Annotated in this window: 20 protein-coding genes; 6 read left to right on the top strand and 14 right to left on the bottom strand. The window is 65.4% G+C overall.

The window, feature by feature from the left end; all coding sequences use genetic code 11:
• The 3 genes from KDM41_10920 to ric all read right to left on the bottom strand — a co-directional run.
• Positions 1–285, bottom strand: a 285-nt coding sequence (locus KDM41_10920; protein MCB1183937.1) for a DUF438 domain-containing protein, incomplete at its 3' end; no start/stop codon positions are given.
• Positions 278–2,554: a nitric-oxide reductase large subunit gene (locus KDM41_10915; protein ID MCB1183936.1), complete on the bottom strand. Its 2,277-nt coding sequence runs from the start codon at positions 2,552–2,554 to the stop codon at positions 278–280. The genes KDM41_10915 and KDM41_10920, both read right to left, overlap by 8 nt.
• 24 nt (positions 2,555–2,578) lie before the next feature.
• Positions 2,579–3,319, bottom strand: a complete 741-nt coding sequence (gene ric / locus KDM41_10910; GenBank protein MCB1183935.1) for an iron-sulfur cluster repair di-iron protein — start codon at positions 3,317–3,319, stop codon at positions 2,579–2,581.
• A gap of 144 nt (positions 3,320–3,463) precedes the next feature.
• Between ric and KDM41_10905 the strand changes: the two genes are divergently transcribed.
• The 3 genes from KDM41_10905 to rnk all read left to right on the top strand — a co-directional run bounded on the left by KDM41_10905 (position 3,464) and on the right by rnk (position 5,128).
• Positions 3,464–3,886: an Rrf2 family transcriptional regulator gene (locus KDM41_10905; GenBank protein MCB1183934.1), complete on the top strand. Its 423-nt coding sequence runs from the start codon at positions 3,464–3,466 to the stop codon at positions 3,884–3,886.
• A 59-nt stretch (positions 3,887–3,945) separates the two neighbouring features.
• Complete coding sequence (locus KDM41_10900; GenBank protein ID MCB1183933.1) at positions 3,946–4,569, top strand: hypothetical protein; 624 nt, start codon at positions 3,946–3,948, stop codon at positions 4,567–4,569.
• A 142-nt stretch (positions 4,570–4,711) separates the two neighbouring features.
• Entirely contained in the window at positions 4,712–5,128 is a 417-nt protein-coding gene (gene rnk, locus KDM41_10895) for a nucleoside diphosphate kinase regulator (GenBank protein MCB1183932.1), read from the top strand.
• Positions 5,129–5,344: 216 nt separating this feature from the next.
• On the opposite strand, the gene KDM41_10890 is transcribed toward rnk, so the two are convergent.
• Positions 5,345–5,986, bottom strand: coding sequence for a TetR/AcrR family transcriptional regulator (locus KDM41_10890; GenBank protein MCB1183931.1), 642 nt, complete (start codon positions 5,984–5,986; stop codon positions 5,345–5,347).
• Between the two features lie 157 nt (positions 5,987–6,143).
• On the opposite strand from KDM41_10890, the gene KDM41_10885 reads away from it, so the two are divergent.
• From KDM41_10885 to KDM41_10875, 3 genes are read left to right on the top strand one after another with little or no spacing between them, the layout of a single operon-like run.
• Positions 6,144–7,472, top strand: a complete 1,329-nt coding sequence (locus KDM41_10885) for a TolC family protein (GenBank protein MCB1183930.1) — start codon at positions 6,144–6,146, stop codon at positions 7,470–7,472.
• Positions 7,469–8,530: an efflux RND transporter periplasmic adaptor subunit gene (locus KDM41_10880; GenBank protein ID MCB1183929.1), complete on the top strand. Its 1,062-nt coding sequence runs from the start codon at positions 7,469–7,471 to the stop codon at positions 8,528–8,530. The genes KDM41_10885 and KDM41_10880 overlap by 4 nt, the downstream gene beginning before the upstream one ends.
• Positions 8,527–11,619, top strand: a complete 3,093-nt coding sequence (locus KDM41_10875; GenBank protein ID MCB1183928.1) for an efflux RND transporter permease subunit — start codon at positions 8,527–8,529, stop codon at positions 11,617–11,619. The genes KDM41_10880 and KDM41_10875 overlap by 4 nt, the downstream gene beginning before the upstream one ends.
• Positions 11,620–11,653: 34 nt before the next feature.
• Here the strand turns inward: KDM41_10875 and KDM41_10870 are convergent, their stop codons facing one another.
• The 10 genes from KDM41_10870 to KDM41_10825 form a co-directional block, all read right to left on the bottom strand.
• On the bottom strand, positions 11,654–12,475 hold the full coding sequence (locus KDM41_10870; protein ID MCB1183927.1) for an ABC transporter permease: 822 nt from the start codon (positions 12,473–12,475) through the stop codon (positions 11,654–11,656).
• A complete protein-coding gene (locus KDM41_10865; protein MCB1183926.1) occupies positions 12,472–12,885 on the bottom strand; it encodes a hypothetical protein in 414 nt (137 codons plus the stop codon). Before KDM41_10865 ends, KDM41_10870 begins: the two co-directional genes overlap by 4 nt.
• A complete protein-coding gene (locus tag KDM41_10860) occupies positions 12,885–13,361 on the bottom strand; it encodes a hypothetical protein (protein MCB1183925.1) in 477 nt (158 codons plus the stop codon). The genes KDM41_10865 and KDM41_10860 overlap by 1 nt, the downstream gene beginning before the upstream one ends.
• Positions 13,342–14,070, bottom strand: coding sequence for an ABC transporter ATP-binding protein (locus KDM41_10855; protein MCB1183924.1), 729 nt, complete (start codon positions 14,068–14,070; stop codon positions 13,342–13,344). Before KDM41_10855 ends, KDM41_10860 begins: the two co-directional genes overlap by 20 nt.
• Complete coding sequence (gene nosD, locus KDM41_10850; GenBank protein ID MCB1183923.1) at positions 14,067–16,058, bottom strand: nitrous oxide reductase family maturation protein NosD; 1,992 nt, start codon at positions 16,056–16,058, stop codon at positions 14,067–14,069. Before nosD ends, KDM41_10855 begins: the two co-directional genes overlap by 4 nt.
• Before the next feature lie 62 nt (positions 16,059–16,120).
• Positions 16,121–17,953, bottom strand: coding sequence for a Sec-dependent nitrous-oxide reductase (gene nosZ, locus KDM41_10845; protein ID MCB1183922.1), 1,833 nt, complete (start codon positions 17,951–17,953; stop codon positions 16,121–16,123).
• A gap of 50 nt (positions 17,954–18,003) precedes the next feature.
• Complete coding sequence (locus tag KDM41_10840; protein MCB1183921.1) at positions 18,004–18,444, bottom strand: cytochrome c; 441 nt, start codon at positions 18,442–18,444, stop codon at positions 18,004–18,006.
• A gap of 557 nt (positions 18,445–19,001) precedes the next feature.
• Entirely contained in the window at positions 19,002–19,940 is a 939-nt protein-coding gene (locus tag KDM41_10835) for a hypothetical protein (GenBank protein ID MCB1183920.1), read from the bottom strand.
• 216 nt (positions 19,941–20,156) lie between these two features.
• Entirely contained in the window at positions 20,157–20,978 is an 822-nt protein-coding gene (locus KDM41_10830) for a nucleotidyl transferase AbiEii/AbiGii toxin family protein (protein MCB1183919.1), read from the bottom strand.
• On the bottom strand, positions 20,975–21,386 hold a 412-nt coding region (locus KDM41_10825), incomplete at its 5' end, for a hypothetical protein (GenBank protein ID MCB1183918.1). The genes KDM41_10830 and KDM41_10825, both read right to left, overlap by 4 nt.

The raw sequence follows: 21,386 nt of genomic DNA, 5'->3' as shown, positions 1-21,386 counted from the left end.
CGCGTCGACGGGATGGCCGGCGGGGACGTTCTTGTCCCCGCCGGCGTCAATTGCGCCCTGTAAGGCCTGCGTATGGATGTCGCAGAGCTTCAGCACTTCTTCCGTAGGAAGGCCCTCGTTGATGAGTTCCTGCTCGACCTCGACGACTTCGTCGTAAGGGACCCTGCCCAGGAGGCGCACGAGCTGCGGTCGCACGGCGTCCGGCGCATCGCCCCTGTGGAGCTGAAGGATCATGTGCTTCAGCAGGTCCTTCCGCTTTCTCTGGTCATGAAGAGTCTCACTCATGACTCGTCCTTTCCGGAAGGTCATGGCCCAGCTTCAGGGACCATCCGGTCTTGAGTCCAGCCACGAAATACGCGAGGGCGAGGACCCCCACCGCGAAGATCGTGTCGCCGATCACGCGCAGCCAGCGCAGGGTCTGCAGGTAGTCCTGCTGCATGAACTCGGCCGACCGTGCGTACCACAGGCCGTGCTTGACGCTGGCCAGGGTCTGGGCCAGGCCGACCGGCAACACGCTGATCAGCACCATCAGCAGCAGCCCGATGTTGATGGACCAGAACGCGAACCGGATCACGCCGTCCTTCCAGACCCGGCGCGCGGCCAGGCCCTTGAGCACGAACAGCATCAATCCGATGCCCAGCATGCCGTACACGCCGAACAGGGCCGTGTGCCCGTGCACGGGCGTCGTGTTCAGGCCCTGCATGTAGTACAGGGCGATGGGCGGGTTGATCAGGAACCCGAAGATGCCGGCGCCCACCAGGTTCCAGAACGCCACCGCCACGAAGCAGTAGATCGGCCACTTGTAGGCGCGCAACCACTCGGTGGCCTTGCTGATCTTGAGGTTGTGGTAGGCCTCGAAACCCAGCAGCACCAGCGGAACGACCTCCAGCGCCGAGAAGGTCGCACCGAGAGCGAGCACGGCCGTCGGCGTTCCGGAGAAGTACAGGTGGTGGAAGGTGCCGATGATGCCGCCGGCCAGGAAGACGTTGGTGCTGAACAGCGCAGCGGCCGTGGCCAGGCGCACGGGAAGCAGTCCCAGGCGCACGAACAGGAATGCGATGACCACGGTGGCGAAAACCTCGAAGAAGCCCTCGACCCACAGGTGCACGACCCACCAGCGCCAGTACTCGGCCATGGCCAAGTTGGTCTGGCGGCCCCACATGAGGCCGGCGCCGTAGAAGCCGGCGATCGCTACGCACGAGATGACGAGCATGGTCAGCAGGGCGCGGTTCTCGTCGTTCTTGCGCAGGGCCGGCAGCAGGGCGCGCACCATCAGCAGCAGCCAGAGCAGCAGGCCCACCAGCAACAGGATCTGCCACAGACGACCGAGGTCGACGTACTCGTAGCCCTGGTGGCCGAACCAGAAGTTCTCTACGAGTCCCAGCTTCTGCATGACTCCCAGCCACTGGCCGACCAGCGAGCCGCCCACTACGACGATCAGCGCGCCGAAGAGCACGTTCACGCCCAGGCGCTGGAATCGCGGCTCATGGCCGGAGACGGCCGGACCGATGAACAGACCGGTCGCGAGCCAGGACGTTGCGATCCAGAAGATGCCCAGCTGCACGTGCCAGGTGCGGGCCACGCTGTAGGGCAGGATGTTGTCCAGGCTCAGGCCGTAGAAGCCCGTGCCCTCGACGCCGAAGTGGGCGGTGACCACGCCGGCGATGATCTGGACCACGAACAGCGCGCACACGATCCAGAAGTACTTGAGGGTCGCCTGCATCGAGGGGGTTGGCTTGAGGGCCGTCAGCGGATCTGCGCCCGGCAGGGTGGCCGGGTCGAGTTCGTCGTCGCGGTTGGCCGCGTAGTACCAGCCGAGGGCGGCGATGCCGGCCAGCAGGAGGATCACCGAGAAGCCCGTCCACAGGATGAGGGCGCCGGTGGGGCGGTTGCCCACCGTGGCGTCGGGGGGCCAGTTGTTGGAGTAGGTGACCTCGGAGCCCGGTCGCTCGGTCACGCAGGCCCACGAAGCCCAGAAGAAGAACGCGGTCAGGTCGTCCAGCCGGTCGGCCCCTTCCACCGTGGGCGTGCGCATGGCGTAGGAATCGCGGAGGTCGGCCAGCGCCGGGTCGTCTCCGAAAAGGCTCCGGTAATGATCGGCGACGGCGGCCATGGCCGCCGCCCGTTCGGCCGAGACGACGAGGTCGCCGGACTGCGGGTCGTAGGTGTTCACCCGCAGCAGGCCCTGGAGCCGCGCTTCGAGGGCGGCTTGGTTCTCGGGACCGAGCGCGTCGAACTCAGCTCCGAAGTCCTCGCGCGCCCACTGATCGCGGATATACACCGCCTCGCGATGAAGCCAGTCGGCGGACCAGTCGGGGGCCACGTAGGCGCCGTGTCCCCACACCGTGCCGAGCTCCTGGCCGCCGGTGGACTGCCAGACGTTCTGCCCGTCGCGTATATCCTGGCCGGTGAACAGCACACGGCCGTCGGTGGTGACGACCTGATCGGGAACGGGCGGGGCCTGCCTGTAGATCTCGCGGCCGAACCAGCCCAGCACCGCGAAAGAGGCCACCACCACGATGGCGAAGGTCAACCAGAGCTTACGGTATTGCATGACGTCGTTCCCTTCCTTTCGGTATCACGCCCGGCCTCGGGCGGCGTCGAGGAGGTCGCTCTCGAGCCGGGCGGCGCGGGGATGGAGGATGTTGTTCTCCTTGTGGATGTGGATGTGAAGGTCGCGTTCGATGGCGGCAAGCCCATCGAGCATGGCCGCGAAGGTGGCGCAGCCGTCCGCCGGGACGGTGTAGTCGTCGGTCAGCTCCCGCATCTTCGCCAGGGCGGCCCCGGCGTTGTCGTGCTCGTGTTCCATGACGCGAATGGGGTTGTTCACGGACCCGCAATGGGCGTTGCCGGCCTGACGGGTCGCCTCCATCTCCTGGATCAGGGGGAACAGCACCTGCTCCTCCTTCCCGAGATGGGCCTCGATCTCGGCCCGCAGGGCGCCGTAGACGCCCGCCAGATCTGCAAGCTCCGGATGGTGCCCCTCATGGGCGTTCCGCACCTTAGCCAGGAGATCCGCGATCCGGGGGAGTTCCCGCTTCATGAACGCATGGTGGGTGTCGACGATGTGCGTGGTGAGCTTTGTCAGGCTGACCGCTTGCCAGTCGGTCGCGTCCGAACCGGATTCGGCCGCTTGCCGGTCGGCGTCGCCAAGAGATGCGACGACGTCATTCGGCGAACAACCCGCGTTCTGGCAGGCCGTCGATAGGGGCGTCTTGCCTCCGCAGCAGTAGTCGATGCCATAGGTCTCGAAGACCCGTGCCCGGTGAATTCCCTCGGCGACGAGCTCGCCGACAGTGCTGTCGATCGATATAGCCATGCAGTCTTCCTCCAGTTCGAATGCCGCTCGGGCGATACAAATAAATCACCCTGGTTGTCTTCGTACGGATCAATTTAGCAATATAAACCTGGACGTCAAGGTTTTAGTAAGCTATATTGGGATGAAGGAGGTGAAATCACGATGATGATCTCCCAGACGACGGAATACGCACTTCGGGCGGTGGTCTGGCTGGCTCGCCAGCCCGATGAGCAGCAGGGCACGAAGAAGATCTCGGAGGCCATCCAGGTGCCTGGCGGCTACTTGTCCAAGGTGCTCCAGAAACTCACCCGTGCCGGTCTCGTGACCTCGAGCCCGGGACGGGGCGGGGGATTTCGCCTCGCTCGGGATCCGGCGGATATCCGTGTTCTCGAAGTTGTCAACGCGGTGGATCCTCTGCAGCGAATCCAATCGTGCCCGTTGGGTCTGGCGACCCACGGTTCGGACCTTTGTGCCCTGCACCGGAAGTTGGACGAAGATCTGGCGCGTACGGAGAAGGCGTTCGCCTCCACGACCATCACGGATCTGCTCGACGACAAGAACGGTTCGCAACCGCTTTGCGAATCCTGAGACTTGGTTGGCGGCCATGTGGCCGGCAGCATGGAATGGAGAGAAAGGGAGTGTAAGCCATGAAGAGGAAACAAGGAATCGGACTCGCGCGGGCGACGGGTGTTCTGCTGACGGGGATCCTGGTGATGTTCGCCGGAGGTGCTTCCGCGCATTGTGATTCGATGACCGGTCCTGTCGTTCCCGATGCACGAGCAGCGCTCGAGTCGGGTGACCTTGATCCGGTGCTCAAATGGATCATGCCCGAATACGAGGCGGAGGTTTCGGACGCGTTCCAGCGGGCTGTCGAGGTCCGTGCGCTCGGCGACGACGCCCGAGAACTCGCCGATCGATACTTCCTGGAAACACTCATTCGGGTCCACCGCGAGGGGGAGGGCGCGCCCTATACGGGCCTCAAGGATGATCCCGCCGCTCCGATCGTCCAGATGGCCGATCAGGCCTTGGCGGACGGTTCGGTCGAGGGGATGATGGAGAAGATCAACCGGCATTTGGCGAGCGTCGTTGGAGAGAAGTTCCAGGCAGCGCTCGAGGCCGGCAAGAACAAGGACCGGAGTGCCGAAGCGGGACGGGAGTTCGTGGCCGCCTACGTGACCTACGTTCACTACGTCGAGGGCGTGCACGATGCGATTGTTGCCTCGGGGGGCCACCATGCGGAGCACAATTCGGACTCTGGGCACGCGCACTGACAACTTGTTGGATTGCGCCCCACGGGCGGATTGCCCATATTTCAGGGAGTCGGGACGATTCCGCGTGAGATCCCACTGATGGTCGGGGCCGATCGGCCCAAAGCCTCGGCCCTGTCCCACGACCAGATGCAGGAGAAAAGCCATGAAGCCCAGAAAGATCTTCATCACCGCGTTCGACAAGAAGCGCCTGGATGGCTTGATTGCTGCGGCGAAAGGGCCGGATGCCGAGGACCGCGAGCATCTGACGGAACTCGAGGGGGAACTGAAACGGGCGAACGTGGTGGAATCGGATGAGATTCCGTCGGACGTCGTCACCATGAATTCCAAGGTCCTCTTTCGCGACATCGACTCGAAAGAGGAGTTGACCTACACCCTGGTTTTCCCGTGGGATGCGGACGTCGACGCCGGTGCGATCAGCATTTTCGCTCCGGTGGGAACGGCCCTGCTCGGCTACTGCGAAGGCAGCACTGTCACGTGGAGGGTGCCGTCGGGAAAGAGGCGCCTCAAGATCGTCAAGGTACTCTACCAGCCTGAAGCCGCAGGTGATTTTCATCGTTGAGAACGGCCGGTGCCGGGGGCGACGACAGCTCGTCCCTGGCGGCGGTTCCGGTGGACCGGCCTATGGCCGATTCCGGCCTTCCTACCCGTCACAAGTTCCATGATCTCGGTCGGTCCTTCTTCAACTTGGCATAGCTGTGACGCCCCAGGCCGAGTAGACGCGGTGGTTGTTGCAGACCATGTGGCGGTCCCGGCCAACCAAGGCCGTCCGGAAGGATCATGTTGCAGCGATTCCCCTGACGATCAGTTCCTCCAGATGTTGAACGAAATGAAGGGGTTGGGGAGGGGGTGAAGCGATCTTGCCCGAGGACGCGAGGCGCCGTCGAGTGACGGCGGTCGAAAAGAAGAACAGAAGGCTGCCCAGGATGCTCGCCTGGGTCAACATGGGGTCCACCGAACGGAAGTGACCCTCCTCGATTCCCTGGAGCAGGATCGTCCTCAGGACGCGGTTCGATTCCATGAGGCGATTCGCAAAACCTCCTTCCGGATCCGTTTCACCGGCGATCAATCCACGCAGGAGCATGACGGGATAATCGGGGTTCAGGTCCGCGAGTCCCGCGAAGGCTCTGATATAATCCCTCAGGTTCCGGGTGGCATCGCTGTCGGTATCCGGTAGTCGAGCGATGCCGGGGCCCAGGCGCTCGAAAACCTGGGCGTGGAGGGCGTCGAGGAGTCCTTGCTTACCCCCGAAGTGATAGCTGATCAGCGCCTTGTTCACCCCGGCGATTCGGGCGATCTCCTGCGTCGTGCAGCCGGTAAAACCCTTTGCGGCAAAGCATTCCAACCCGGCCGACAGAAGTGCGTCACGGGTCGCTTCAGGATCCCTGGATTGGCTTCCGCCGTCCTTGTCGTCGCTCATGAGGCCTCCAGAAAATTAGTACTTGCGAATTAACCAACCGTTTAATTAATTATACTGCATCGACCGGGACCAGGCAAGTTGAAACACTTCCCCAGCGAGAGGGCCAGCTAGGGAAAGAGTAGGTAAGAGGCCTGCGTGACGCGAGAGGGAGACGGAGATGAGAATCAGCTCGGCGGCCATCACGTTGCTCGTTGCGATCTGTTTCCAAACCGCGGCATCCGGTTCGGACCTCGTTCCGGGCGTCGGAGTTCCTGCAGTCGGTCTCGATGACGCCCTAACCGAAGCGCTCGACGGCAATCTCGGACTGCAGGCGGCGCATTACGACCGGGAGCGGGCCCATTCGCGAATCGGGGAAGCCCGAGCCGCACTGCTTCCGGGCTTGACGGCCGCGGCCGGATACACCAGGTACAGCGATCCCAACACCGTCGTGCCCATTCATGAGGCCGGGGTGTTCCCGCCTCTGGACGACGACATTTTCGAAGGAGTCCTGTCCCTGCAGATGCCCGTGTTCGACTGGGGCCGACGTCGGGCAAATCTCATGGCGGCCAGGGCGGGCGCGGACGCAGCGACCGCGGACCTCGACAAGGCGAGGCAGACAACCATCGCAACCGTGTCGGGCCTTTTCATCCAGGCTCGTCGGCTGGAAGACAACCTCGAATTGGTCAGAGGGCGCATCGCCGCCTTGGAGACGCGGCGCAAGGAAATCGCCGATCTGGTGGGCGCCGGTCGGGCGGCCCCCGGTGATCTCTCCCTGCTGGAATCCTCCTTGGACGGGATGCGGGCCGACGGCCTGGCCTTGGAATCGGCCCTCCGGGAGGTTGGCTGGAGCCTGGCCGGCTGGATGGGCCGGGAAACCCCGGTCTATCCGAAACGTGCGCCGCGTCCAACAATGCCAGGTCCGCCCGCCGAACTCGAGGACACGACGTCTCCGGCGATCCGGGAGGCCGAAGCCTGGCTACGCCGGAACCGCGCTTCCGCGGAGGCCGCCAAGCGGGCGGCCATGCCGGAGCTGTCGGCATTCGCCACGCTGCGGTCGCGGGCGGGAGACGAACTCGACTTCACCGAGGAATGGGCCGTGGGCTTCGCAGTCAAGGTGCCTCTGTACACCGGAGGCGGCCTGCGATCTGCTTCCCAAGGTGCACGGGCCGCCCAGTTGGCAGCCGATCGCCGGTTGGCCGCCGCGCGGCAGGATGTGCTGATCGGAATGGAAGTCGCCACCCAGCGTCTTCAGGCGGCGGAGGACCAACTGCGTCTGGTCCGGAGGAGCGCGGCGGCGAAGGCCGATGCAGTGGCCGCCCAAACCGAACTGCATGAAGCCGGCCGCCTGCCCCTCTCGACGCTTCTGACGGAGGAGTACGAACTGCTGGCCTTGAAGAGCCGATCGGCGGCCTTGCGCAACGACGTCCGGCTCGCCCGGATCGAATTCCACAGGACGGCCGGAACCCTGACCCGCCAGTTGGCGCTCGATCTCGTGGAGGGTGAATGATGACCAGGAGTCCGTGGAGTGACGGCGGTATTTTCGCCACGTCGGCTGCGATCCTTCTGATGGTGTTCTTCCCGGGCTGCAAGCAGGAATCCCCGCGCTCGGCGGTGCCGCCGGTGGCGGTTCGTGTCCTTCCGGTGAGCATGGTTCCCCTGCAGAGGGAACTCGACTATTTGGGCACCGTCGCGCCCGCCAGGCAGGTACTGGTGACAGCCCGCATCCAGGGAACGGTGGGTGCGCTGGGCGCCATCGAAGGTGAACCGGTGCCCGAGGGGCGAGAGTTGGCGATCCTGCATGCGCCCGACCTGGAGGCGACCGTGGCCCGTTTGCGCGCCGATCGGGACTACTGGTCGGAGCGGTGGGAAGAGGATGTGGACTTGGCGGCTCGAGGTGCAGTGCCGCAGGACCAAATGGCCGCGAGCGAGCGTGCGGCGACGGCGGCAACGGCGGCCTTGGCGGAAGCCGAAGTCCGCCTTGGGTGGGCCCGAGAACGTTCTCCGGTCGAGGGCACGGTCCTCGAGTGGAAGGTGGAGGCGGGCCAGCACGTTCTGCCGGGTCAGCCATTGGTTCTGGTGGGGAGCATCGAGATGGAGGTGCAGGTGCCGGTCGTCGCCGAGGACGTGCGCGCAGGCATCAAGGTGGGCACGCCGGCTCTCCTGACCGGCCCGAATGGAGAGGTGATCCCGACTGCCGTGCAGGAGGTGGCGCCGGCCGCCACCGGGCAGGGACGTACTTTTTCTGTCACCGTGGCCGTGCCCCCGGTTACACGTACGGATTGGCGATCGGGAGAGCCGGTGGCCGTCCGCTTCGTCCTGGGTGAAAGCACAGGCGAGGCAGCGGTACCTAGACGAGCAATTGCGAGTCATGGAGAGGAGAATTGGGTTTTCCTGATCGAAAACGGGATCTCCCGACGCTGGGACGTCGCCATCGGTCTTGAAGTCGGCGGCTGGGTCGCCATCGCGCCTTCGCCTCCATCGGGCGCCGTTGTCGCCGTCAGCAACATCGACCGCCTGAGCGACGGCGCCGCCGTCTTCTCCGTCGCGGAGGAGGCCGGATCGTGAGCATGCCCGCCTTCGCCCTCGACAATAGGCACACGATCTACGCCCTCTCCCTGGGGGTGCTGCTGTTCGGGACCATGGCCTATTTCGCCTTGCCGATCCAGCTGTTCCCCGACACGGCGCCGCCCCTGGTGAACGTCCTGACAGCGTACCCGGGGGCCACGGCGGCCGACGTGGCGGATCTGGTGTCCGAGCGCATCGAGACCGAATGCGCTTCGCTGGAAGGAGTGGCTCGGGTGGCCTCGACGTCCCAGGACGGGTTGTCCCTGGTGGAGGTCGAGTTCCGGTACGGGGTCTCGGTGGACCTGGCAGCGATCGACGTCCAGAACGCCTTGACTCGCATCCGGGCCGGGCTGCCGGCGGGCATCGCCGATCCCCAGGTCCTGAAATTCTCCACGAGCGATCGGCCGGTCCTGACCGTGGGCATCCGGGGTCGGGACCTGGTATCGGTGCGGCGGCTGGCCGAGGACGTGCTGGCGCCCGAGATCCAGCGCGTGCCAGGCGTGGCAGTTGTCGACGTCTTCGGCGGCCATGAGCCGGAGATCTCCGTCCAGGTCGATCGGACGGCCCTGGAAACCTACCGCTTGACCATCGGGCAGGTGGCGGTTGCCCTGCAGGAACACAATGTGAGCCTACCGGCGGGACAGATCCGCAGCAGCGGTACGCAGTACGGGTTCCGCGTCGACGGCCAGCCGGATCATCCAGGGGGCCTGGCAGCCGTGCCGCTACTGGGCGCCGGCGGCCGGCAACTGAAGGTCGGGGACGTGGCCGTCATCGCCGTCGGCGGCTCCGAAGACCTCTCCCGCTTCCATGTCGGAGGTGAGCCAGCCATCGCCCTGCAGGTCTTCAAGCAGGACGACGCCAACACCGTCGCCGTCGTCGAGGCCGCCCGCGTCCGCCTGGCCGCGTTGGCGACCCGGTATCCGGATATCGTTTTTAGCGAGGCCGAGGAATCCGCCTCCTTCACGCGCCAGGTCGTCGGCAACATGCTGAGCAGCGTCTGGCAAGCGCTGTTGCTGGCCGCTCTGGTGATCTTCCTTTTCCTCGGCAGCTGGCGGCGCGGGCTGGTCGTGGCCGTCTCCATGCCCATGTCCTTCCTGCTCACCTTCGCCGTGATGCTTCTGTTGGGCATCCAGGTGGACATGGTCACCCTGACGGCGATCATCCTGGCGGTCGGCATGGTTGTCGACAGCTCGGTGGTCATGCTGGAGAACATCACGCGCCGCCAGGCCGAGGACGGGCTTTCTCCGCTGGCCGCGGCCCGGGCGGGCGCCGAGGAGATCCAGTTCGCGGTGATCGCCGGCAACGTGACGACGCTGGTCGTGCTGGTACCTCTGCTGTTCCTGTACGGCTTCATCGGCAAGACCTTCGGCCCCTTGGCGGCGACCATGATCATCGCCTTCCTCTCTTCCCTGGTGGTCGCCCTGTTGCTCGTGCCCATCCTGACCGTCATCGTGGGCGGGGGCGCGGGGCGATCCGAAGAGTTCTCCGCCAAACTGGCCGGACCGTGGAACCGCGTGATGGACCGGCTGCGGGACGGGTATGTCGCTGTCCTGAGGGCGTCCCTGCTTCGTCGGGCACCGGTCCTGATCTCGGCGGTCCTGCTCTTCGGCGGTGGGCTTGTCGCCCTGCGTCTCAGCGGCATGGAACTGCTGCCCAAGATGGACAGCGGGGCCAGCTTCATCACCGTCGAGACACCGTCGGGGTCTTCCCTGGACGAGACCGAACGGGTCGTGCGCGAGGTCGAACGGATCGTACTGGCGGAACCGGATCTCCGACAGCTTTCGACCCAAATGGGTTTCGAGCCCGGCATGCACTCTTTCGGCGGCGGCGGAGTCCAGGGCCCGACCCAGGCCTTTCTCTCGGTGACCTGGTCTCCCCGCACCGAACGGCAGGAGAGCGTATGGGAGATCCAGGACCGCTTGCGCCTCGAGCTGGCGAAAGTGCCGGGGATCAGCAATCTCGTGGTCCGCGAGTCTGGCAGCACGGCGAAAGCCACGACCTCGGCGTCCGTCGTCGTGCGCGTGGAGGGGGAGGATCCCCTGGTCCTGGATGCGCTGGGCGACCGCCTGCTCGCGGTCGTGTCCGCCGTGCCGGGAGTGACGAACCCGTACCGGAGTTGGCGGAGGGATCAACTCAACATGGCGGTCAGGGTGAACGCGGAAAGGGCCCGGGAATCGGGCCTGACGCCGGCGGCGGCGGCCAGCGGCATGCGGTCGGCGCTGGACGGTGTTCCTGCCGGGGTGTTGCGCGAGCCCCTGGGGGTCGAGACGCCGATCAACGTGCGTTACCGCGCGGAGCATCGCGCGAGCCGCGACGACGCCTTCGCCGTTCGATTGGATTCCCCGGCGATGGAAACGCCCGTGCGCTTGGGTTCCCTCGCCACGGCGAAGGAACAGGTGATCCAGGGCCTCGTGACGAGGGAGAATCTGCTTCCCAACCTGGAAATCAGGTCGCTGCACCAGGGACGTCCCCTGAACTTCGTGACGGCCGACATCCAAGAGGCGTTGAAGAGCCTGGTCGTGCCGGAAGGATACCGCGTAGGCCTGGCGGGCGAAGATGCGGACATGAAGGAAGCGAGGAACGAACTGCTGGGCGCGCTGGGTGTCGCCGTGCTGGCCATCTACCTGGTCCTGCTGGCCCAGTTCCGTTCCTTCCTGCACCCGCTCACGGTGATGGCCGCCATCCCCTTGACGCTCATCGGCGCTGCCGGGGGCCTTCTGCTGGCCGGCATGCCGGTGAGCATGCCGGTGATGATCGGGTTGATCATGCTGGTCGGAATCGTCGTCAACAATTCGATCATCCTCATCGATTTCACCCGGCAGCGCCGCGAGGCGGGCGCTCCCCGCACCGAGGCCCTTCTGGCCGCCCTTCGGACGCGGTTCCGGCCGATCATGATGACCTCGCTGTCGACGATCGTCGGCATGACTCCCCTTGCGCTGGAGTGGGCATTGGGGGCGGAGAGGTTCTCTCCCTTGGCGGTGGCGGTGATGGGAGGCCTGGCGGCGGGCACCATGCTCACCATGGTTGTCATTCCGGTCCTCTACGACGTACTGGATACGGTCTACGAGAAGGCAAAGCGGCCCGCATGATACGCGGATCGCCACGGATGTTGCCGTCGGCCGTCTACAGATCCCGTCGTCTGAACACCAACACCGCGGCGACCAGGGGTACAAGCGCGTGTAGCATCATGGCCGCGACCGCCAGGGCGGCACCGGTCGGGCGGCCGAACACGTCGACCAGGGTGGCCCCTGCCGGCCCGAAGAGCGCCCCGCGGCCGCCGGCCAGGGTCACCACGACGCGGCCGGTATCGACCGGGTTCAGCAGGATCGCCGGCAACAGCACGGACTTGAGGGCCACGCCCTTGAGCAGCGAGCTCAGGCCGATCACCCCGAGGTCGTACCCCACGACCGTCAAGAACCAAAGAACTATCGCGGCCCCCATGGCGCGAAGGCGGTCCAGGAAGACCACCCCGAGCAGGTAGGCCAGTGCGAGGAAGGCCAGAAGGAGGGCAAGGGCGGTGCCTACCAGGACGGCGAACCCCCCGAACGAAGCGGATCCAGCCTGGAGCGCCACCAGCAGACCGGCGGCCCCGAGTCCGATGGCCAGCGACGCCGCAAGAGCACTCGCCACGCCCAGATAGCTGCCCACCAGCACGGCCGTACGGCCTACCGGCTGGGCCAGGACCACCGAAAGCTGGTGCAGGCGGCCGGCCACCTCGGTGGTGCCCACCATGAGAGCCATCAGCGGCACCACGTAGACCGTCAGGTTGAGCAGGCTTGCGGTCAAGCGCGCGAAGCCCTGAAAACCGGCTGCGCGCTGGCCGGCCAGGCCGAAATAGCTCAGCCCCACGGCCATGGCCGCGAAGAGCACGGCGAAAAGCAGGATCGCCCGGGCTGCGGCCACCCGACGCAGGCTTTCGCGGGCCACGGTCAGGCAGCCGTTCATTCGTGTCCCTCCTGCAGGTGGCTGCCGGTGATCTCCAGCCGGCCGACGGTGCGACCGCCCAGGATGAAGGCGAAATCGTCGCCCGGTCGTTCGCAGACGAAGACGATCTCCCGCGCCAGGCCCGGGCCGATGCCCACCCCCGTGGTCACATCCGTGTAGCCGCTGACGGTCAACACCCCCTCAGGGGCGTCGGGGGCGGCCCGCACCAGCAGGTGCAACTCGTGGTCCTTGGGAACCCGCAACTTGGGAGGGACCATGCCTGCGGCCGTCAACTCGATCTCCGCGCGATGGACGGGCCGAGGCGCTAGCGGCGACGCTTCCTCTTCGTGGCGGGACAGGCGGTCGCCGACCAGCGCCAGGGCAACGGTCGCAGCGAGAATCGCCACCGCCGCGAGGGCCAGGCGCTTCATTACCCGCTCCCGGGGCGACGCAGGGTGCCGTCGACGAACTGCGCCAGGGCGCCCGAGACCCCGGAGCGGCGCCGAGCCTCATCCGCCGCCGTCTGCGGCGACAGGAAAGCCGCGTAGCCGCCCCCCATGGGCGAGGGGAAGTCGGCGAGCACGACGGTCATGCGAGCGGCCGGCTGGAGTTCGCCGGTGGGCAGGTCAGCAAGCCATATCTCGGCCGGCGCGCGGTCGCCGGTCCGGGAGCGCAGGTCGCGCACCAGGCACTCGATGGCGTCGTAGGCTGCGATCTCTCCGCCCGTGGTGCGTATGGCCGCGGCGAATTTCGGGTCGGCCACAGCCATGCCGCAGGCGGCGCAGCGCGGGTCGCCGGTCGTCAGATCGGGAGGGCCCTCGGTGGTCCGACCGCCGCAACCGACCAGGATCGCGACCGACAACAGGAGGACCAGCATTGCCCCTCGTTCAAGCTTCGTCATCGCCATCGTCGTCCTCCGTGCCCACCGCCGCCAGGAACCGGGCCTCCAGGCCGGTGCGCGGGGGCTCACCGGTTCGATCCACTTCTTCGATCGTCGCGACCCTGCCGTCCAACAGAACCAATACGCGTCCACAGAGCCGCTCCACGTCGTCCAGCAGGTGGGAACACAGGACGATCGTTCGGCCCGCCGCCGACAGTTCGGCGACCAAAGTCCGGAAGGCCGCGGTGGCGCGGGGGTCCAGGCTCGCGGTGGGTTCATCCAGCAGCATGACGGGAGGGTCGCCCAGCAGGGCCGCTGCGACACTCAGCCGTTGGCGCTGGCCACCCGAGAGAGTGCCCACCCGCCGATCCAGAAGGTCATCGACGCCCACGGTGCGGGCTCGGGCGCCGACCTCGTTCGCCGGGACTCCGCGCAGGCTCGCCAAGAACCCCAGGGCCTCCCGTCCGGTCGACTCCTCGTCGAAGCCGTCCCGCTGGGGAACGTAGCCCACGGCGCGGCGCAGCCGAACCGGCTCCCGCGACAGTTCGGCGCCGTCGATGGCGACCCTCCCGGCGTCCGGGCGCACCAGGCCCAGGATCACCTTCAGCAGGGTGGTCTTGCCGGCGCCGTTGGGCCCGATGATCCCGAAGGTTTCACCCCGCGCGACAGTGAAGTCCACGCCGCGCAGTGCCTGCACCGGGCCGTAGCTTTTCGTCAGGCCCACAGCTTCGATCATCGCCGTCTCCGAAGCACCGCGAGTCCCGCGCCGGCGGTCGCCAGCGACGCCGCCGCCAGGGGCACACGTTCCCGGTCGCCGGTCGGGGAGGGCCCCGGCAGACCGGGGCCGGCAAACGGCGGCACCGGGACAGGCTGCGGCAGCGGATGGGGGTCCGTCAACTCGGTCAACTGCAGCGAGGGCAACGAACGTTGGGCCATGTCCAGCGCCACCACGGCCGGCGAGCCGGCGAACACCGTCAGGTCGGGGAACTGCTTGCTGACGAAGGCGAAGAAGCCCACCGGCTGATGGGGCGCGTCGCCCAGGCCGTCGCCGTCCAGGTCGTACGGACGGGCGTCGCTCCAGTGGTTGCCCACGCCGTCCCGATGCAGCCGGTTGCGGGTCCGTCTCATGTCCAGGGAAACCTGGTAGTCGTTGTCCAGAAAGTTGTTCCTGGTGAACTCGTTGTCCTCGGACGAGCTGTAGGCGATCACGCCCCAACCCGATTCGCTGATGGTGTTCTCGGTGAAGACGTTGCGGTTCGAACCGTCCAGGAAGATGCCGATGGTGTTGTCGACGAGGCGATTATGGATGAACCGCGAATCGCTGCAGTCGCGCAGCAGCAGGCCGTAGGTCCGGTGGCCGCGGTTGTGGGCGAAGAAGTTCCCCTCCATCAGCATGCGGTTGCTGAACATGAGGGCCGTGCCTGCGGTGTTCGCCGTGAACAGGTTCTGTGTGATCACGTTGCGTTGGCTGTACATCGAGTGCAGCCCGAAGCGGTCCTGGTCGTGAAAGACGTTATCCGTCACGGTGGCGCTGTCTGCGAAGGAAAGGTAGATTCCGTCCCGGTGGGCGGCCACGTCGTTGCCCTCGACGAGGGCCTGCACCGCGTGCCAGATGTGGATCCCGTTGCCATGGTTCTCCTCGTGGACCGTGCCGCGGCGGCCGACCAGACGGCAGCCGCGGATCACCGGCCGGGCGGCGTTGCGCACGTAGACGCCGTGATTGCAGTCCTCGATCACGAGATCTTCGACCAGGACGTCGTCGGCCTCGTCCAGCAGGACGGCGGCGTCGTCGAGCAGCAGATCGTAGCCGCTGCCGCGCACGGTGAAGCCGCGCAGCACGGTGCCCGGCGCTCCGACCACCACCACGGTGCCGCGGCCCCGGCCGTCGAGCACCGTGTCCGGTCCGCCGAGCACGACCAGAGGCCGGTCGATCACCAGTTGCCCCGCATGCACGCCGGCGGGCAGCCGGAGGGTGTCCCCTGGCGCTGTGGTTTCCACCAGGAGCTGCAGCGTGCTGGGCGACGGCCCCTCGCGATAGTCCACGAATTCCGTCGCCCGGACGGGCGGGATGCCGGCGCCGGCAGCCACGAGCAACAGCGCAACTGCGATCGTACCCACCCGGCCCATGCGTCGGCGTCGGCCCGCGAGCCACAGGTCCGCCGCGGCCAGCGCCGGCCCGAGCAGTCCGGCCAGCACCAGGATCACGCCGCCGAAATGGGGCCACGAACTGACGACGAAGTTGCCCCTCACCTTGGTGCCGAGCATGGGCGGCGTGAAGGCCCCGAAGTCGAGGGCCGCCTTGGGGTCGAGGTCGGTGCCGTAGTCCTGCATCCAGGCCGCGAAATGCAGCATCATGACCGTACCGAACACGGCGAAGCCCAGCCAGCCGAGGAACGCCAACCAGCGGCGGCCGACGGCGGCCGCCAGCAGGGCCACCGCGCCGAAGATCGTGATGGTGCGGGGGAGGTACGAGAACTCGGGGAAGTTCTCCGCCGAGATCTGCTTCATGCCGATGTAGTGGTTCAGGATGTTGATGTTGCGCAGGTCGCCCTTGACGTCGTTCACGTGGATGCGCATCTCCAGGCCTTCGCGGTACTGGGGCGCCACCAGGTGGATGCGCCAGACCGGCAGCACGGGCCAGAACATCACCGGCAGCAGGGCGACGGCCACCCCTGCCACCAGCAGTCGCTGCCAGGCCTGCAGGCGGCCGCCTGCGTAGGACATCAGCCCGCGCGCCAGGGAGGCGGCCCGGGCCGCCTCCCCGGCATCCCTTCCGCGGGGACCGGTCACGGTCGCACCGCCAGATAGCCCTGCATCTCCTGATGCAGCGCCGAGCAGAAGTTCGAGCAGTAGAAGGGGTAGATGCCCGGCGTCTCGGGAGTGAACTTCGCGGTCTTGGTCTCGCCCGGTTCGATCTGGAAATCGACGTTGCTGCGCAGGATGCCGAAGCCGTGGGCGATGTCCCGGTCCTGCTCGACGTTCGTGACGTGGAAGTACACGGTCTCGCCCAGGTCGACCGTCAGGGTGTCCGGGTAGAAATGCGTGCGCACGGCGACCATCTTCACGTGCACGTCCTTGCCGTCGCGCGTGACCCCGGTCTCCGCCTCGTTCAGGGCCCGCTGCGCGTGGTGGTTCTCCTCCATGGGGAAGATGGTCTTGACCCGCGGGATCACCTTGTCCGCTTTGATGATCTGGCCGTAGTGGGGCTCCATGTAGGTGGGGATGTCCAGGATCAGCTCCATGGTAGGACGCGTCAGGTCGATGAGCTGGGCGCCTTCCGGGTGGGTGGGTCCCATGGGCAGGTAGCGGTCCTTGGAAATCTTGTTCAATGACAGCAGCCATTCGCCCGTAGGGTGCTTCGTGTCGCCCTCGCTGGCCGTCAGGTGGCCGACCGAATAGTGCACGTCCACCTTGTCGACCACCTCGTAGGTCTCCAGGCTCCATTTGGCCACCTGGCTGTCCAGGAACAGGCTGGTGTAGGCGTAGCCGCGACCGTCGAACTGGGTGTGGAGCGGTCCCAGCCCCACCGGCACCTCGGCCACACGCGTCGCCTCGTAGCGCACGACGGGGATGCCGCCGTATTCGCCGATGAAGTCCTTCTCGGCGACGGCCGTCTGGAACTGCTCGAAACTGTGCACCACCGTCACCGCGGCCAGCTTGCCGTTGCCGATGATCCGTGTGCCGGACGGGTCGATGTCCACGCCGTGGGGCGACTTGGGCGTCGGCAGGAGGTACATCAGGCCCGGCACCTCGGCCGGATCGATGACCTTGGCGCCGTCGACCAACTTGAACTTTCCGGCCGCCACCGCTTCGCGGCCCTTGCGCCAGTCCAGGGCGGCGATGAAATCACGCTCGTTCTGGCTGGCGTTGACCTCGAGCTTGGTGTAGGCCTGCTCGGAGTTGTAGCACGAGAAGAAGACCCAGCCGTGGCTGGGGCCCTTCCCCGCGTCCGACTTGTCCCAGTGGAAGGGAGGCGTCAGCACCTCGAAATCCAGGTTCATGGTGCCGTCGTCGCCGACGGCCACGGCGGCGATCACCCCGTTGAACTTGTTCTTGTATTCCGCGATGGACTGGTAGGTGTTCGGCACCGGCGCCGAGAAGCGGCTGGCGGCGAACACGTACTCCGTGTTCTCGGTCACGAAGGTGGAGGCGTGATTGGCCGAGACATTGGGCAGGGGCCCGATGATCTGCTTCGTCTTGAAGACGTCCAGGTCGATGCGGGCGATGCGGGCATTGGCCATGTCGTTGATGAAGAGCCAACGGCCGTCGTAATCGCCGTCGGTCTCCGAAAGGCCGGGGTGGTGGGCGTCTCCCCAAAGGAAGCCGCCGAGCATTTCCTTCGAGTGTTCGTCATACCCCCAGCCACTGGCCGATTCGGGAGTGAACACGGGGATCGTGTTCAGGTGACGTCCGCTCGGCAGACCGTAGACGAACACCTGGCCGGAGTGGCCCCCCGAGAGGAAGGCGAAATACTCGTCGTAGTCCCCCGGCGCGACGTAGACCCGCTGGGCGGCATCGCCGGTGGAACCGGTCTGCTGGCCGTCGTCGCCGCAGGCGTTCACCAGCAGCACAATCGCAAAGGCCGACATGGTCAGGGCGAGAGCCCGGCGCGTTCGCATGTATCGTCGCATCGTCTCCTCCTTCGGTCAGAGCGGTAACGGACAGTCCGTCAACGTCCGGCAAGGGTCTCCCGCAGCAGGTACTGGATCAGGGCGTTGGCCTCCGCATCCTTCACCTGCTGATTGGCCATCTGCAGGGCGTATTCGGCCATCAATTCCCGGGCGATGGGGTCGTTCTTCAGCATCCACTCGGGATCCATGATCTGGCGTTTCATCCAACGTTCGGTGCGGCGCGCCGCGACACCGGCCAGATCGGGCCCCTGCTTGCGCTCGCCGACGGCGTGGCACGTGACACAGGCCTTGGACTGGAAGAGCTGCTCGCCCCAGGCCGCCAGCCCCGCATCGGGCGTCATGGTCTCGACGGCCTTCGGCCCGTCGTTGAGGTTCGCCGTAGTCGCCTTGTCGTCGGTCGGGGCCTTCTCGCCGCCCTTGCAGCCCGCAAGCGCCAGCAGAAATGCCACGCAGGCCGCTACGATCCACAGTCGTTTCATCGATCTTCTCCCTGTTCGTTGGCGCCAGATCTTCCTTCTTGCAGGAATGACTGGATTCATAGTTGTCCAATAGGAATTAGAGAACAAGGGACTTCTTTTGCCGGGAGTAGCGCGGATATAGCCTAGCCGAACGGATCGGAGATCGATATATCTGGATAAAATGGTCCAGATAAACAACTTTAATAGTAGCAGGCGATAACGGGGGATCGCTCGGGAAGGGGGATACGATAGTTCGAAATATGAGGTGTTGCGTGAGTGCGGTCGCCCTGCGGCAGGGTTGGGGTGTTCTTATCCGCCGCCCATTCGTGCCCGGAATACTGCTAATGTCGGAGGAGGGCGGATCCAAGTTGGACTAGGATGGTGTGTTGCTGGGCGCGACCCGTTGTGAAGTCCAACAGACGGACCGGGCGCGGGAGATCGAGGTGATTCCGTTGCGGTTTGTGGCGGAGGGGACGGGGTTGGTTTTGGTGGGGGTGGGGTAGGAGTGGCCCCTGGCGGAGCTCGGCCCTTGCCCCCCTGCAGGCGTGAGAATCCGATTCGACCCTTGGAATCGCATTCTAGGCGTTCTCCCCGTACTCGCTATCGATCTCCTTCGCGATGGCTATCAGATCATCAAATTTCCGTTCAATGTAGCATGGGTAGATCTCGGGAAGTGCGGCAGAGAGGGAAAGGCCGTCGGGATCGTCGAGGTACTTCGCCAAACGCTCGAGCGGATAGTCAAGTTGGGCTAGGTCATACTCGAGGTGCTCATTGGCAGGCAGTTCGCCCCGCTGAACCAGCGTATCCCTGAAACTCGCCAAGATCGCAGCTACCGATTGGAGATTGGCTCGCGCCAGTCCATGCAGTCCGGCCGATCGAATCCCCTCGGCGATCTTACTGAACGTGTAATCCAGAGTTTGGGGGAATACCGCCGTCAACGGTTGACCAGAGAATTTCGCCACATGCTCTCGCTCTCGCCTTGCGAGCTCAGATTGAATAGCGGAGAGCGCCCTGGCGATTCCCTGCCGCTGTTTCTCGATGAGCACGCTGATCCTGAATCGCCTCTGGTACAAAGAGGATGCTTGTTCGTCGGAACTGTAAACCTCAATTGCGTCAGTTGACAGCGACCACCGCGATATGGAGTGCGTGGTAAACGCTTCCTTCTTCTTCTTCCCGCGTCGCATAGTCGGATGGCCAACGATGTCATTGCGGGCCTCACGCACGGCCTTCAGCTCTTGGTCCTCACTAATCGGAATTCCGAGGGCTCTTCCCAAGTGCTCAACTGCATCTTGCTGAAGAAAGAACGCCTGCAATAGCCCGTAGACGGCCAGATAGTGGGCACCGTCACTATCGGATGTGGCCCCAGGATATGCGTCAATTGCCAGTTGGGAGTCTTCGACCAAGTCCATGGAAGCGCACAACTGGAACCACGCGCGCCTGTCCTGCATGATCGCGTACTGCCGACGTGGGGCGTTCACGAAATCGCGGATCTCTCGGATTACATCAGCAAGGTCCATATACCACTCCTGTTGGCCCCTCCCCTAGGCGACAAGTGGCTCCAAAGTGCGTCGGAATAGCGATCGATTGGCTTTTTCATTCGCTATTCAGACACAATCTCGCAGGGAGGCTGCGGGGAATCCGCCCGAGCTCCTCGCGACATTCCACTCGCAGAAACTAACGAAAAACGCTAGTTCTTGAGAGTGAAATGTAGACCATGGTGCTGGCCGGGGCCGTCATCGCCCCGGCCCCTTCCATGGTTCCCCGGGCAGTCTCGAAATCAGATTGCTTTGGACCAGTTCGAGAGCCCGGTGCGGGTCGTAGTTGATCCCTAAGGCCAGAAGCGGGGGTACATCGCCCAGGAACGCGTCGTCGGCCATCTTCTCGGCGAGGTTCGCCTCGAACTGGGTCCTGGTGACCCGGAGTTCGTCGTGCTCCATGTAGCGCTGAAAGCAATCGATGACGGCCTGGGTGTCGAGTTGCGGAAGGTTGGACAGAGCCTCGGAGAGATCAAAGAGATCGCGCCCCTTCTTCCGTTGGTAGAGCGCTCGCACCTTGGTGCCGAGGAGTTCCTCGGGACCGTAGGTGAGGAGGTCGGCCTCGCCGTCGAACCAAGGACTGTCGACCGAGAATCGCTCATGGCGCAGCCCGAGGACGGAGAAATGCTCCCGGGTGTTGATCTCCACCTTGAGCTTCAGCGGTGTGACCGGCTTCGCTTCCGAGTCGAAGCGATACACGAAGGTCGCGCGCCCATGAGTCTGCTTCCAGCGGGGCTCTCCCAGCCACGAGTCCAGGCGGGTTCGCATGGCCTGCAGGACCGGTCCGATGGGGCCGGGGTTGACCTGCACCATGTCGATATCCTCGGAATAGCGGGCCGGCGGGTCGAAGTGGAGCTTCTGCAGCGCCGTGCCGCCACGAAAGGCGAGTTCCTGAGCCAAGAGGTCGTCGCGGTAGAGTTCCACGAGTGCCCGGCTGATGACGAGATCCTGCTCGACCTGGGCGTCGGTGGCCCATGGTGCAGTGTCGCGCCACGCGGTGATGTGGGCGCGGGGGATCATGGTTCGACCTCGATTTCTTCGTTGATCAGTAGGCGCCAGCGGCTGTCTTTCGACGCTGTGCCGGAGGGCCGGTCAGGGCGCAAGGCCACGTAGCGATGGCCTCGCTCAGCGATCCAGACGGCCAGCTCCGAGCTCACCTCACTCGCTCCGACCAGATCCAGCAGAAAGCCCAGGCGCTGGGCGTTCGGTAGGCTGCCGTCGAGTTTGGCAGCCTCCAGGGTTCTCACGGGCTCCATCTTCTCGGCGAGCTCGGCCAGCACCGTGGCCACGTGACCGATATGGCCTGCAGCTCTCTGGTACCGGAGCAGGTCCAGGGCGGTTGCCTCGGGAGTCGAGACGCGCATCAATCCGGTCTCGGTTTTCACCTCCTGGACCGGAGTGGACTCCATGCTTTGCTTCTTGAAGAAC

Source organism: bacterium (assembly GCA_020440705.1).
GTDB lineage: Bacteria > Krumholzibacteriota > Krumholzibacteriia > LZORAL124-64-63 > LZORAL124-64-63 > JAGRNP01.
Note: the sequence above shows the minus strand (reverse complement) of the source record. Positions and strands in the feature narration are given on the sequence as shown.